The organism is Stutzerimonas stutzeri (genome assembly GCF_019090095.1).
Classification (GTDB): domain Bacteria; phylum Pseudomonadota; class Gammaproteobacteria; order Pseudomonadales; family Pseudomonadaceae; genus Stutzerimonas; species Stutzerimonas stutzeri_AN.
This window is the reverse complement of the sequence record NZ_JAGQFP010000002.1, coordinates 698,449-712,464: the sequence shown is the minus strand read 5'-3', so window position 1 is coordinate 712,464 and position 14,016 is coordinate 698,449. Positions and strand designations below refer to the sequence as shown.

The window sequence follows — 14,016 nt, the reverse complement described above, 5'->3', positions numbered from 1 at the left end:
GACTCTTCAATGAGCGCTGTCATGACGCCTGCCGGTTTCAATGATTTCAAGGTCGCCGACATATCCCTGGCTGCCTGGGGCCGCCGCGAGATCATCATTGCCGAATCGGAAATGCCCGCACTGATGGGCCTGCGCCGCAAGTACGCCGGCGAGCAGCCGCTGAAAGGCGCGAAGATCCTCGGCTGCATCCACATGACCATCCAGACCGCCGTACTGATCGAGACGCTGACCGCGCTCGGCGCCGAAGTCCGTTGGTCCAGCTGCAACATCTTCTCGACCCAGGACCAGGCCGCCGCCGCCATTGCCGCCGCCGGCATCCCGGTATTCGCCTGGAAGGGCGAGACCGAAGAAGAGTACGAGTGGTGCATCGAGCAGACCATCCTCAAGGACGGCCAGCCGTGGGACGCCAACATGATCCTCGACGACGGTGGTGACCTGACCCAGATCCTGCACGACAAGTACCCGCAGGTCCTGGAGCGCGTCCATGGCGTCACCGAAGAGACCACCACCGGCGTGCATCGCCTGCAGGACATGCTGAAGAAAGGCACCCTGAAGATTCCGGCGATCAACGTCAACGACTCGGTCACCAAGAGCAAGAACGACAACAAATACGGCTGCCGTCACAGCCTCAACGACGCCATCAAGCGCGCCACCGACCACCTGCTGTCGGGCAAGCAGGCGCTGGTCATCGGCTACGGCGACGTAGGCAAGGGTTCGGCCCAGTCGCTGCGCCAGGAAGGCATGATCGTCAAGGTCTCGGAAGTCGACCCGATCTGCGCCATGCAGGCCTGCATGGACGGTTTCGAGCTGGTCTCGCCCTACAAGAACGGCCTCAACGACGGCACCGATGCCAGCATCGACACCGCCCTGCTGGGCAAGATCGATCTGATCGTCACCACCACCGGTAACGCCAACGTCTGTGACGCCGGCATGCTCAAGGCGCTGAAGAAGCGCGCCGTGGTGTGCAACATCGGTCACTTCGACAACGAGATCGACACCGCCTTCATGCGCAAGAACTGGGCGTGGGAAGAGGTCAAGCCGCAGGTGCACAAGATCCATCGCACTGGCGCTGGCAGCTTCGATGCGCAGAACGACGACTACCTGATCCTGCTGGCCGAGGGCCGTCTGGTGAACCTGGGCAACGCCACCGGTCACCCGAGCCGAATCATGGATGGTTCCTTCGCCAATCAGGTGCTGGCACAGATCCACCTGTTCAACGAAAAGTTCGCCGACCTGCCGGTTGTCGAGAAGAGCAAGAACGTCACTGTCATGGTGCTGCCGAAGAAGCTCGACGAGGAAGTAGCCGCCGAGATGGTCAAGGGCTTCGGTGGTGTCATCACCCGTCTGACCCCAAGCCAGGCCGAGTACATCGGCGTTGAAGTCGAAGGCCCGTTCAAGCCCGATAGCTACCGCTACTAATCGAGGCACGGCCGCACCCCTTCTCCTCGAGCCCGCCTCGCAGGAGGCGGTGCGGCCGATCGCTCAAAGGAACTGTCATGTCACAAACACGTAGCCATAACTTCAGCTTCGAGTTTTTCCCGACCAAGACCGACGCCGGGCACGAAAAACTGTTGGCCACGGCCAGGCGCCTGGCCGAATACAAGCCGGACTTCTTTTCTTGCACCTACGGGGCTGGCGGCTCGACGCGCGACCGCACCCTGAACACCGTGCTGCAGCTCGACGGCGAAGTGAAGGTGCCCACCGCACCGCACCTCTCCTGTGTGGGCGACAGCAAGCAGGAGCTGCGCGAGCTGCTGAATCGGTACAAGAACGCAGGCATCAAGCGCATTGTTGCGCTGCGCGGCGACCTGCCGTCGGGCATGGGCATGGCCAGCGGCGAGCTGCGTTATGCCAACGAACTGGTCGAGTTCATTCGCGCCGAAACGGGCGACCACTTTCACATCGAGATTGCCGCCTATCCGGAGATGCATCCGCAGGCACGCAATTTCGAAGCGGACCTCGCCAATTTCGTGCGCAAAGCCAAAGCTGGCGCCGACAGCGCCATCACCCAGTACTTCTTCAACGCCGACTGCTACTTCTATTTCGTCGAGCGTGTGCGCAAGCTGGGCGTGGAGACGCCGATCGTCCCAGGCATCATGCCAATCACCAACTACAGCAAGCTGGCACGATTTTCCGACGCCTGCGGCGCCGAGATCCCGCGCTGGGTACGCAAGCAACTGGAGGCTTACGGCGACGACGCCGAGAGCATCCAGTCCTTCGGCGAACAGGTGATCAGCGAGATGTGCGAGAAGCTGCTGGCCGGTGGCGCACCGGGCCTGCACTTCTACACCCTGAACCAGGCGGAACCCTGCCTGGCCATCTGGGACAATCTCAAGCTGGCCCGCTGATCGTTGCACCAGCTCCCTGCGAACAGGGAGCTGGTCAATGAACCTGCGAACTGCCACACTGTCCTAGCAATGCGGCGTTAACAGGCTCTGTTATACTCCGCACTTCCGCCAGGCTTACGCCCGGATGTCAGCATCTTTCAATGCGGCAGGACCGGACGGGATCGCACGCCAGTCGCGATTCGAGCCAGGCATGACCATCCCAGGGCATCGCCCTACACAAGACAGGATTACTCATGTCCTTTGCTTCCCTCGGTCTCTCCGAGGCTTTGGCCGGTGCCGTCGAGGCTGCCGGTTATACCCAGCCTACACCGGTGCAACAGCGGGCCATTCCCGCCGTGTTGCAAGGACGCGACCTGATGGTCGCCGCACAGACGGGAACCGGCAAGACCGGTGGCTTTGCCCTCCCCGTGCTGGAAATTCTGTTCCCGGGCGGACATCCCGACCGTGAACACCGCCATGGCCCGCGACAGCCGCGGGTGCTGGTACTGACACCGACGCGTGAACTCGCCGCTCAGGTCCATGACAGCTTCAAGGTCTATGCTCGCGACCTGCCGTTCAAGAGCGCCTGCATTTTCGGCGGTGTCGGCATGAACCCGCAGATTCAGGCCATCTCGAAGGGCCTCGACGTGCTCGTCGCCTGCCCGGGCCGCCTGCTCGACCTGGCCAACCAGAAGGCCGTCGACCTGTCGCATGTGGAAATCCTGGTCCTCGACGAGGCCGACCGCATGCTCGACATGGGCTTCATCCACGACGTCAAGAAGGTCCTCGCCAAGCTGCCAGCCAAGCGCCAGAACCTGCTGTTTTCGGCCACCTTCTCCAAGGACATCACCGATCTTGCCAGCAAGCTGCTGCACGAGCCGGAGCGCATCGAAGTCACGCCACCGAACACCACGGTCGAGCGCATCGAACAGCGTGTGTTCCGCCTGCCAGCCAGCCACAAGCGCGCCTTGCTGGCGCACCTGATCACCCAGGGTGCCTGGGAGCAGGTGCTGGTCTTCACCCGCACCAAGCATGGCGCCAACCGTCTCGCCGAGTACCTCGACAAGCATGGCCTGCCGGCCGTGGCGATTCATGGCAACAAGAGCCAGAACGCCCGCACCAAAGCGCTGGCGGACTTCAAGGCCAACGCCGTTCGCATCCTCGTGGCGACCGACATCGCGGCGCGCGGCCTGGACATCGATCAGCTACCGCACGTGGTCAACTTCGAGCTGCCCAACGTCGAAGAAGACTACGTTCACCGCATCGGCCGGACCGGCCGCGCCGGCCGTAGCGGCGAGGCGATCTCGCTGGTCGCGCCTGACGAAGAGAAGCTGCTCAAGGGCATCGAGCGGATGACCAAGCAACGCATTCCCGACGGTGATCCGATGGGCTTCGATGCCAGCGCCGTCGAAGCGGAAAAACCCGAAGTACGCGAGCCTCGCCAACCGCGTCCGCCACGCAACGGCGAGCGCAAACCTCGCGCAGCCAAGGCCGAGAGCCCCAGCGGTGAGCCGAAAGAGCGCAACCGCCGCGGTCGGAACAAGTCGCGCAATGCCAGCGCCAGCGCCTCGTCGACTGGCGCGGCGGCAGCTCCCGTCAGCCGCCCGCCACGCTTGCCCAGTGATCGCGACCCGGAAGTGTTTCTCGATGACGAGCTGGACAATTTCGGCAATCGCGTCGATTACGTCAGTCCGTATCAGAACAAGCCGGGACGTGGCCGTCGCCCAGGCACGCCCGCTCAGCCTGGTTCGGGCCAGCCGCGCGCCGCAGCAGGGCCGCGTGCCGCCGGCAGCTCGACAGGTGGTGCCGGTCAGGGCAAGGGCAAGCGCCAGGGCCAGGGCCAATCGCGCGGCGGCCAGCCACGACGCAAGAACGAAGGCCGGCGCATCGACAACGAGCGCGGCGGACGCCTGGACGAGGTCGCAGCCAAGCCCAAGGAGAAGCAGCCGTTGATCATTCACAAGGAGTCGAAGCTCGACCGACTGCCCAGTGCGGAGCAGCTGGATCAGCTACCGACCCGCCCCCGCGGCGAAAAGCCGGCGCTGCTGACGCGCAACCGCTGAAACGAAAAACGCCGCCCTTCGGGGCGGCGTTTTCTTTCGTGCCTGTCCTGTTGAGCCGGACCGCCCCACCGAGCGGCGCGCCCGCGATGAAGCCGTCAGCCCTCGTCGGACGTCGGCTGCGCGTCCCAGCCACCGCCCAACGCCTTGAACAGATTGACCTCGCTGATCATCTGCGCCAGGCGATCGGTGATGTACTGCTGCTGCACATCGAACAGCTGGCGTTGCGCGTCCAGCAGCGTCAGGTAGCTGTCCACACCGGTTCGGTAGCGTCGCTCCGCCAGGCGGAAGTAGTCTTCGCTGGTATCGAGCAGGTCACGCTGCGCCTGCACCTGGCGCGTATAGGTCGCCTGCGCAGCCAGGCCATCGGCCACCTCGCGGAAGGCGGTCTGGATGGCCGTCTCGTATTGCGCTACCTGAATGTTGCGGCTGATCTCGGCGTAATCGAGATTGGCGCGCAACTGGCCAGCATTGAAGATGGGCACACTGATGCTCGGCGAGAAAGTCCAGTAGCTCGATCCTCCGTCAAACAGGCCGGACAGTTCGCTGCTGGCCGTACCGGCAGCGCCCGTCAGACTGATACGCGGGAAGAACGCGGCGCGCGCCGCACCGATGTTGGCATTGGCCGCCTTCAGCTGATACTCCGCCTGGATGATGTCAGGACGCTTGCGCAACAAATCGGATGGCAGGCCAATGGGCAACGGCGCCAACTGCTCGCGCTCCAGCTCCTGGCCGGCCGACAGATCACCCGGGATGTTCTGCCCAAGCAACAGCGTCAGCGCATTGCGATCCTGCGCCACCTGGCGGGTGTACTGCTCGATACGGACCCGCGCCGTGTCCACGGCGCTGCGTGCCTGGCTCAGATCGAGCGCCGAGGCAACGCCCACATCGAAACTGTGCTGAGTCAGACCGAGGCTTTGCTCGTAGGTCTTCAAGGTGTCGCGACTGACCTGCAGCAGGGCCTGATCCGCCTGTAACGTCAACCAGGCGTTGGCAACGCTGGCGATCAGGCTGATCTGCGCGCTGCGCTGGGCCGCCGCGGTGGCGAAATACTCCTGCAGAGCCTGCTCACGCAAGCTGCCGAGGCGACCGAACAGGTCCAGCTCCCACGACACGCCGAGCGTCGCGCTGTATTGGCTGCTGATGGCACTCTGTCCGGTCTGGTTGAGATCACCGGGTGTGCGTGTGCGACTGCCAGCACCGTCCGCACTCACTGCGGGCAACAGGTCGGCTCGCTGGACGCGGTACAGCGCACGATAGGCATCGACGTTAAGCGCCGCGACACGCAGGTCGCGGTTGTTCTCCAATGCCACACCGATCAGCTGCCGCAGCGCCGGGTCGCGGAAAAACGTTTCCCAGTCCAGCGCCTGCTGTTCCTGAGCCGCACCGACAACACCCTTGTAGGCCTCGCCTTCCGGCCAACTGGCCGCCGTAGGGGCGTCAGGACGCTGATACTCAGGAATCAGAGAGCAGCCGCTCAGCGCCCCCATCAGCGCCAGAGCGATTACCGACTTGTTCATTACACCTCTCCCTTCGGTTGCTTAGCGCCTTTCTTCTTCCAACGCCCACTGAGCGAAGACACCAGGACGTAGAACAGCGGTACCCAGAATATGGCCAGCAACAGGGCGCTGAACATGCCGCCGATCACGCCGGTACCGATCGCATGCTTGCTGCCCGCCCCCGCGCCGCTGGAGACAGCCAGCGGAAGCACGCCGAGCATGAACGCCAGCGACGTCATCACGATGGGACGCAGACGGATGCGGCAGGCTTCGATAGCCGCGTCGAACAAGGTCATGCCCTGCTCATGCAGGGTCTTGGCGAACTCCACGATCAGAATCGCATTACGCGCCGACAAGCCAATGGTGGTCAGCAGCCCCACCTGGAAGAAGACGTCGTTGGACAACCCACGCCCCATGGTGAAGGCCAGCGCGCCGACGATGCCCAGCGGCACGACCAGCATGACCGAGAACGGAATCGCCCAGCTCTCGTACAGCGCTGCGAGCGCCAGGAACACGACCAGCAGCGACAGCGCATACAAAGCGGGCGCCTGCGAACCGGAGAGGCGCTCCTCATAGGACTGGCCAGTCCAGGAGTAGCCGATACCGGCCGGCAACTGCTCGGCAATCCGCTCGACCGCAGCCATGGCTTCGCCCGAGCTGTAACCGGGTGCGGCCGAGCCGAGGATCTCCATGGCCGGCACGCCATTGAAACGCGTCAGCTTGGGCGGCCCGTAGACCCACTCGCCACTGGCGAACGCGGTGAACGGCACCATCTCGCCGGCATCGTTGCGCACGTACCACTTGCCGAGGTCCTCGGGGTTCATCCGCGAGGTGGGCTCGCCCTGCATGTAGACGCGTTTGACGCGCCCGCGGTCGATGAAGTCGTTGACGTAGCTCGACCCCCAGGCGATCGACAGCGAGTCGTTGATCGCAGCGAGCGAAACCCCATGCGCACGCGCCTTTTCGTCGTCGATGATCAGGTGGTACTGCGGCTCGTCCCGCAGGCCGTTGAAGCGCACCCCGGCGAGCGTCGGATCCTGCCCCGCCAGCTCCATGAACTTGTCACGCGCCTGGGTCAGGGCCTCGTGACCGAGCCCGGCCTGATCCTGCAGGTAGACGTCGAAACCGGTGGCGTTGCCCAACTCCATCACCGCAGGCGGTGCGAAGGCGAACACCATGGCATCGCGCAGGCTAAAGAAATAGCCCTGGGCACGTTGGGCCAGGTCAAACACGCCCTGCCCGGACTCGGTGCGCTCTTCCCAGGGCTTGAGCATGATGAAGGCCATGCCCGAACTCTGGCCACGGCCGGCGAAGTTGAAGCCGGTGATGGTGAACACCGAGCGGACCGTCTCGCTCTCCTCGTTCAGCAGATAGTCGCGCATCTGTTCGACCACTTCCTGGGTGCGGTTGGCGGTCGAACCGGCCGGCGTCTGCACCTGGGCGAACAGCACGCCCTGATCCTCCTCGGGCAGGAAGGCGGTGGGAATGCGGGTAAACATCCAGATCATCACGCCGACGATCAGCAGATACATCAGCAGGTAGGGCACCTTACGCCGCAGCACAGCCGCCACGCCACGCTCGTAGCCACGGGTGCCGCGATCGAAGGTGCGGTTGAACCAGCCGAAGAAACCACGCTTGCCCTCATGATCGCCGTCATGTGGCTTGAGGATGGTCGCACACAGCGCCGGCGTGAAGATCAGCGCAACCAGTACCGACAGCACCATGGCCGAGACGATGGTGATGGAGAACTGGCGGTAGATGACACCCGTCGAGCCACCGAAGAAGGCCATCGGCAGCAATACGGCCGACAGCACCACGCCGATACCCACCAGCGCACTCTGGATCTGCCCCATGGACTTGCGCGTCGCCTCTCGGGCCGAGAGCCCTTCCTCGCGCATCACCCGTTCGACGTTCTCCACCACGACGATGGCATCGTCCACCAGCAGACCGATCGCCAGGATCATGGCGAACATGGTCAGGGTATTGATGCTGTATCCGAACGTCAGCAGGATGGCGAATGTGCCGAGGATCACCACCGGTACGGCCAGCGTCGGGATCAGGGTCGCCCGCAGGTTCTGCAGGAACAGGAACATCACCAGGAAGACCAGCACGAAGGCCTCGAGCAGCGTGTGTACCACGCCTTCGATCGAGGCCGAGATCACCGGCGTGGTGTCGTAGGGGTAGACCACCTCGACGCCTGGCGGGAAGAAGGGCTCCAGCTCGGAAATGGTCTTGCGCACCGCATTGGCGGTATCCAGCGCGTTGCCGCCCGCGGCCAGGCGAATGCCCAGACCCGCCGCCGGACGACCATTGTATTCGGCACGGATCGCATAGTTCTCTGCGCCGAGTTCGACCTTGGCGACATCGCCCAGACGCACCTGGGAGCCGTCGGCGTTGACCTTCAGCAGGATCTTACGGAACTGTTCGGGGGTTTCCAGGCGCGTCTTGCCGATGATGGTGGCGTTGAGCTGCTGGGTTTTCACGGCAGGCAGGCCACCAAGCTGACCGGATGACACCTGGACGTTCTGCTCCTGTATCGCCGAGCGCACATCCGGAGCGGTCAACTGGTACTGCTGCAGCTTGGCCGGATCGAGCCAGATCCGCATGGCGTACTGCGCACCGAACACCTGGAAGTCGCCGACACCTTCGGTACGGGAGATCGGGTCCTGGATATTGGCCACGATGTAGTTGGCCAGGTCGTAGTTGCTCTGCTGGCCGTCCTTGGAGACCAACGCGACCACCATGAGGAAGTTGCGGGCCGACTTGGATACGCGAATACCCTGTTGCTGGACCTGCTGCGGCAGTAGCGGGGTCGCCAGCTGCAGCTTGTTCTGCACCTGTACCTGAGCGATATCGGGATTGGTCCCCTGCTCGAAGGTCACGTTGATGGTCATGCTGCCGTCGGAGTTGCTCTCCGAGAAGATATAGCGCAGCCCGTCGAGACCATTGAGCTGCTGCTCGATGACCTGGACGACGGTGTCCTGAACGGTCCGCGCCGAAGCGCCCGGATAGCTGACCGAGATCGACACGTTGGGCGGCGCGATGCTCGGGTACTGGTTGACCGGCAGGTTGAGAATCGCCAGCGTGCCGGCAAGCATCAGCACCAGGGCGATGACCCAGGCGAAGATCGGTCGATCGATGAAGAACTTGGACATATCGGGTTATTCCCCTTGGCCGGCAGCAGGTGCTGCGCCTGCCTGCCCGTTGGGCTGTCCACCCGCCTGCCCGGCCTGCTGCACGTTGCCGGCCGGCCGCGGATCGACCTCGACACCGGGGCGGATGAACTGCAGACCCTCGGTGATGACGCGGTCGCCGGCCTGCAAGCCGTCGCTGACCAGCCAGCGGTTGCCCACCGCGCGCTCCGTCTTGATCTGGCGCAGCTCGACCTTGTTGTCCGGACCGACCACCATCGCGGTCGGCTCACCGCGAGCGTTACGGGTGACGCCCTGCTGCGGCACCAGCAGCGCCTGTTCGCGCACCCCGGCCAGCAGCCGTGCGTGGACGAACATGCCCGGCAACAGGTTCTTGTCGGGGTTGGGGAACACGGCGCGCAAGGTGACCGAACCGGTGCCTTCGTCCACGGCCACCTCCGAGACTTCCAGCGTGCCGTCGTGCGGATATTCAGTCCCGTTCGACAGAATCAGGCGAGCCTTGGCTGCGCTGTCACTGGCCTGCTGAAGCCGGCCGCTTTCCAGGTCTGCGCGCAAGGCGATGAGGTCCTGCACCGGCTGGGTGACATCCACATAGATCGGATCGAGCTGCTGGATGGTTGCCAGCTGCTGGGCTTGCCCATTGCTGACCAGGGCACCTTCGGTCACGGCGGAGCGGCCGATACGACCAGAGATGGGCGCAAGCACCTTGGTGTAACGAAGGTCGATCTTGGCCCGCTCGAGTTCGGCCTGCGCCTGCAGCGACGCCGCACGGGCCTCGTCGTAGGCCTGCTGGCTCACGGCCTGTTCCTTGACCAGCAGGCCATAGCGATCGGACAGCGACTTGGCCGAAGCCAACCGCGCCTCGGCGCTTTTCAGCGTGGCCTCATAAACGGATGAATCGATCTGATACAGCTGCTGCCCCTGCTTCACCTCACTGCCTTCGGTGAATAGGCGCTTCTGAATGATCCCGCTGACCTGCGGCCGCACCTCGGCCACCCGATAGGCGGTGGTACGACCCGGCAGTTCGGTTGTCTGCGCGAATGGCTCAGCCTCGAGGGTCACGATACCCACCTGCGGCTTTGGCTGCGGCTCACCCCCACCGGCCTGCTCCGCCTGGTCATCGCGGCAGCCGCCCAGCAGCACCGCAGCGGCAAGAAGGGGGATCAGAGCAGCACTGGCTTGCTTGATTGACATCGAACGCAACCTCATTGAACAGACAGCCCAGAGCGCGATGGCTCGGACAGACTCGAATGGCAGAATGTGGGGAATATACTTACATTCACGAATGTCTGTAAACAGCTGATCGCGTCTATGACGCGCCATCACAGCGATCATCAGCGTGTCCATGCACGAGCGAGAAGCGCGTCTCGTCGCTACAGAAAGCAGAACGCCGGCTGACGCCGGCGCTGGGGACACTGCTTCGGCTTACTGGCGAACGCCTTCCACCGAGATGATCAGGTCGACCGTCTGGGACGCCGGGCCGAGATCCATCTTGATATCGAAATCTTTCAGTTTCAGCGTCGTGGTGCCCTCGAAGCCGGCGCGATAACCGCCCCAGGGATCCTTGCCCTCGCCGATGAACTTGCCGGCAATCACCACCGGCTTGGTGACACCGTTGAGCGTCAGGTTGCCGGTGATATCGGCAGTGCCTTCACCGGTCGACTTGACCGAGGTGGACTCGAACGTGGCGGTCGGGTGTGCGGAGACGTTAAGGAAGTCATCGCTGCGCAAGTGCTTGTCGCGCTCGGCGTGGTTGGTGTCGACGCTGGCGGTCTGCAACGTCACCTTGACCTTGCTCGCCTCTGGCTGGTCGGCATCGAAGCTGAAGTTGCCGTCGAATTCCTTGAAGCTGCCCCAGACCCAGCTATAGCCCAGATGGCTGATCTTGAAGTTGACGAAGGCATGCTGCCCTTGGGTATCGATCGCATAGTCGGCAGCCAGTACCTGGCCGGTGAGCAGGGACGAACCCAGGGCCAATGCAGCGATGGTTTTCTTCAACATAACGGTTCCTTGAGTGATTGATGAGATCAGGCTTCGGCACGACCGAGCATTCGTTTGAGCGTCGCATCGCGGTCGATGAAGTGGTGCTTCAGCGCCGCCAATGCATGCACGCCGGAAAAAATCAGCAGGCCCCAGGCGAGGTATTGGTGAACCAGGCCGGCCACGTCTTCCTGTTTGGGTATGGAAGTAATCGTTGCGGGCACCTCGAACCAGCCAAACACGCTGATGCCACGCCCATCGGCGGTGGAGATCAGATAACCGGAGATCATCGCCGCGAAGAGCCCGATGTAGAGGAGGCCGTGGCCCGCCTTGGTGCCCGCGCGGGTCAAGCGACCATGATGCGCCAGGGGTTTCGGACCGGGGCTGAGAAACCGCCAGACGACCCTGAACGTCATCAACGCCAGAAGCAGCAGGCCGATGCTCTTGTGGATCTCCGGGGCGGTACGGTACCAGCTGCTGTAGTAGGTCAGCCCCACCATCCAGTAACCCAGCGCGAACAGCCCGACCACGCCGATCGCCACGAGCCAGTGCATCACAATACTGACCAAGCCATAGTTACTGGTTGAGTTTCGCCACTGCATGAACGCGTCCCGTGAATTGAATGAGCACAAGCCTAACGGCTAACAGATCGGAATGAATCTCGTTTTTTTGTTTCAATTTATCGACTAGGTAGATAGATGCGCACCTGGCTGAGCGCCACAAGCGACTTCTGCTAGGCTGCGACGATTTTACCGAGCAAAGGAGCGATCATGAGCCTGAACGACAGCTGGATGCAGCGCGACCTCTCCGTACTCTGGCACCCCTGCACCCAGATGAAGGATCACGAGCAGTTGCCCTTGATTCCGATACGGCGAGGAGAAGGCGTCTGGCTGGAGGATTTCGACGGCAAGCGCTATCTCGATGCGGTCAGCTCCTGGTGGGTCAACGTCTTCGGCCACGCCAATCCATACATTAATCAGCGCATCAAGGACCAGCTCGATCAACTCGAGCATGTGATGCTGGCCGGTTTCAGCCATCAGCCGGTGGTGGAGCTGTCCGAGCGACTGGTCCGGATTACCCCGAAGGGCCTCGATCGGGTGTTCTTCACTGATAACGGCTCGGCGGGCATCGAAGTCGCGCTGAAGATGAGCTTTCATTACTGGCGTAACTGCGGCCGCCCGGCGAAGCAGCGTTTCGTCACCCTGACCAACAGTTACCACGGCGAGACCGTGGCAGCCATGTCGGTCGGCGATGTTGCCCTGTTTACCGACACCTACAAGCCGTTGTTGCTCGATACCTTCAAGGTTCCCAGCCCCGATTGTTATCTGCGCCCCGACGGGGTGAGCTGGGAGGAACACTCACGCCAGATGTTCGCGCACATGGAGCAGACCTTGGCCGAGCACCACGATCAGATCGCTGCCGTAATCGTCGAGCCGCTCATTCAGGGCGCGGGCGGCATGCGCATGTATCACCCGGTGTATCTCAAGCTGCTGCGCGAGGCCTGCGATCGCTACGATGTGCACCTGATCCACGACGAGATTGCTGTCGGTTTTGGCCGCACCGGCACCCTGTTCGCCTGCGAACAGGCCGGCATCACGCCCGATTTCCTGTGTTTGTCCAAAGCGCTCACTGGCGGTTATCTGCCAATGGCCGCCGTGCTGACCACCGACCGGATGTATCAGGCGTTCTATGACGACTACGCGACCTTGCGCGCCTTCCTCCACTCGCATACCTACACCGGCAATCCGCTGGCTTGCGCCGCGGCGCTGGCAACGCTGGACCTCTTCGAGCGGGACAACGTGATCGAGGCCAACAAAGCCCTGGCAGCTCGCATGGCCAGCGCCACCGTACACCTGGCCGATCATCCCCATGTCGCCGAGGTACGCCAGACGGGTATGGCCGTCGCGATCGAGATGGTACAGGACAAGGCCAGCAAGACCGCCTATCCCTGGCAGGAGCGTCGCGGACTGAAGGTCTATCAGCACGCGCTGCAACGTGGCGCCCTGTTACGTCCGCTGGGCAGCGTGGTGTATTTTCTGCCGCCATACACCATCACCGAGGAGCAGATCGACTTCCTGGCGGAGGTCGCCAGCGAAGGCATCGATATAGCGACCCGTGCAGCCGTAAGCGTCGCCATCGCAGCGGACGCGCCCGACGAGTTTCGCGATCCGGGTTGATGTCCCTGAACGGCCGCAGGCTTCAGGCCTTGCGGCTTAGGCGATAGACTGCCACTCCTTCTTTCGACCGTAGCCTGTCCGATGCGTATATCCCGATTCTTCATCGACGCGCCACTCGCGCTTGGCCTGCAAGACCTGCCTGAGGCCGCTGCACACTACATCGGCCGGGTGCTAAGACTGACGACTGGCGCGGCGGTGCAACTGTTCGACGGCAGTGGCCACGAGTACCGGGGCGAGCTGGTCGAGGTCGGCAAGAAGCGCGTCACGGTCGATCTGCGCGACACGCTGCCCGGTCTGCCCGAGTCGAACCTGCGCATCCATCTGGGTCAGGGCCTGTCGCGGGGCGAGCGGATGGACTGGGCGATCCAGAAAGCCACCGAATTGGGCGCCGCAGAGATCACCCCCATCATCAGCGAGCGCTGCGAAGTACGCCTGAACGAAGAACGCGCGGACAAACGCCTGGCTCATTGGCGCCAGATCGCCATCAGCGCCTGTGAGCAGTGCGGCCGCTCGGTCATCCCGGTCATTCATTCGCCGATGCCGTTAAGCGAATGGCTGGCGGTGGACGCGGCGCTCAAGCTGGTGTTGCATCCGCTGGCCGAGCCGTTGACCTCGCATCAACCGCCCGCCACCTTGGCCATCCTGATCGGCCCCGAGGGCGGCTTGAGCGATGGTGAAGTGGCCCAGGCCCGTGAAGCAGGTTTCCATTCCGCCCGCCTCGGCCCTCGCGTCTTGCGCACCGAGACGGCGCCGGTGGTGGCGCTGAGCGTGGCGCAGCAGTTATGGGGCGATTTCCCACCCGAGCCCTGAGCATGCCGACA

At 63.2% G+C, this 14,016-nt stretch carries 10 protein-coding genes; 5 read left to right on the top strand and 5 right to left on the bottom strand.

Annotated elements, in window-relative coordinates; translation table 11 throughout:
- Positions 1–9 precede the first annotated feature (9 nt).
- From ahcY to KVO92_RS12885, 3 genes are all read left to right on the top strand, one after another.
- The gene (ahcY, locus tag KVO92_RS12895) at positions 10–1,419 is read left to right on the top strand and encodes an adenosylhomocysteinase (protein ID WP_217476029.1); all 1,410 of its coding nucleotides are present in this window, start codon (positions 10–12) and stop codon (positions 1,417–1,419) included.
- Positions 1,420–1,496: 77 nt separating this feature from the next.
- Positions 1,497–2,348: a methylenetetrahydrofolate reductase [NAD(P)H] gene (gene metF / locus KVO92_RS12890; protein WP_217476028.1), complete on the top strand. Its 852-nt coding sequence runs from the start codon at positions 1,497–1,499 to the stop codon at positions 2,346–2,348.
- A gap of 233 nt (positions 2,349–2,581) precedes the next feature.
- Positions 2,582–4,390: a DEAD/DEAH box helicase gene (locus tag KVO92_RS12885; RefSeq protein ID WP_217476027.1), complete on the top strand. Its 1,809-nt coding sequence runs from the start codon at positions 2,582–2,584 to the stop codon at positions 4,388–4,390.
- A gap of 95 nt (positions 4,391–4,485) precedes the next feature.
- Here KVO92_RS12885 and adeC read toward each other — a convergent pair whose 3' ends face one another.
- The 5 genes from adeC to KVO92_RS12860 all read right to left on the bottom strand — a co-directional run bounded on the left by adeC (position 4,486) and on the right by KVO92_RS12860 (position 11,620).
- A complete protein-coding gene (gene adeC / locus KVO92_RS12880) occupies positions 4,486–5,907 on the bottom strand; it encodes an AdeC/AdeK/OprM family multidrug efflux complex outer membrane factor (protein WP_217476026.1) in 1,422 nt (473 codons plus the stop codon).
- Positions 5,907–9,041 carry an efflux RND transporter permease subunit gene (locus KVO92_RS12875; RefSeq protein WP_217476025.1) on the bottom strand — a complete coding sequence of 1,045 codons (3,135 nt, stop codon included), beginning with the start codon at positions 9,039–9,041 and terminating at the stop codon, positions 5,907–5,909. Before KVO92_RS12875 ends, adeC begins: the two co-directional genes overlap by 1 nt.
- Positions 9,042–9,047: 6 nt before the next feature.
- Positions 9,048–10,232: an efflux RND transporter periplasmic adaptor subunit gene (locus tag KVO92_RS12870; protein WP_217476024.1), complete on the bottom strand. Its 1,185-nt coding sequence runs from the start codon at positions 10,230–10,232 to the stop codon at positions 9,048–9,050.
- Between the two features lie 231 nt (positions 10,233–10,463).
- Positions 10,464–11,039, bottom strand: a complete 576-nt coding sequence (locus tag KVO92_RS12865; RefSeq protein ID WP_217476023.1) for a YceI family protein — start codon at positions 11,037–11,039, stop codon at positions 10,464–10,466.
- A 26-nt stretch (positions 11,040–11,065) separates the two neighbouring features.
- On the bottom strand, positions 11,066–11,620 hold the full coding sequence (locus KVO92_RS12860; RefSeq protein ID WP_217476022.1) for a cytochrome b: 555 nt from the start codon (positions 11,618–11,620) through the stop codon (positions 11,066–11,068).
- Positions 11,621–11,788: 168 nt separating this feature from the next.
- Here KVO92_RS12860 and KVO92_RS12855 point away from each other — a divergent pair, with 168 nt between their 5' ends.
- Both KVO92_RS12855 and KVO92_RS12850 read left to right on the top strand, forming a co-directional pair.
- Positions 11,789–13,195 carry an adenosylmethionine--8-amino-7-oxononanoate transaminase gene (locus KVO92_RS12855; RefSeq protein WP_217476021.1) on the top strand — a complete coding sequence of 469 codons (1,407 nt, stop codon included), beginning with the start codon at positions 11,789–11,791 and terminating at the stop codon, positions 13,193–13,195.
- 81 nt (positions 13,196–13,276) lie between these two features.
- Positions 13,277–14,005: a 16S rRNA (uracil(1498)-N(3))-methyltransferase gene (locus tag KVO92_RS12850; RefSeq protein ID WP_217476020.1), complete on the top strand. Its 729-nt coding sequence runs from the start codon at positions 13,277–13,279 to the stop codon at positions 14,003–14,005.
- Positions 14,006–14,016 lie beyond the last annotated feature (11 nt).